This window comes from Sedimentibacter sp. B4 (assembly GCF_000309315.1).
GTDB classification, from domain to species: domain Bacteria; phylum Bacillota; class Clostridia; order Tissierellales; family Sedimentibacteraceae; genus Sedimentibacter; species Sedimentibacter saalensis.
The window spans coordinates 1-236 of the sequence record NZ_CANG01000292.1 but is presented as its reverse complement, the minus strand read 5'-3'; the positions used below and the strand labels follow the sequence as shown (position 1 = coordinate 236).

General features: G+C 71.2%; 1 pseudogene. It reads left to right on the top strand.

Features of this window, described 5'->3' with window-relative positions:
- A pseudogene (locus BN358_RS11120) lies at positions 1-236 on the top strand (NAD(+)/NADH kinase); the annotation flags it as partial.

The window sequence follows — 236 nt, the reverse complement described above, 5'->3', positions numbered from 1 at the left end:
TGGTGGAGAAGCTCTCCCGCGATCGCATGATCGAGGTGCTGGTGCGGCTCGACGACCGTCCGCTGTCACGGTGGGCGACCGACGGCGTCCTCGTGGCCACACCGACCGGCTCGACGGCGTACGCCTTCTCCGCGCACGGTCCGGTGATCTGGCCCGACCTGTCCGCGTTGCTGCTGGTGCCGCTCAGCGCGCACGCGCTGTTCGCGCGTCCGCTGGTGCTGGGAGAGCGCACGGTC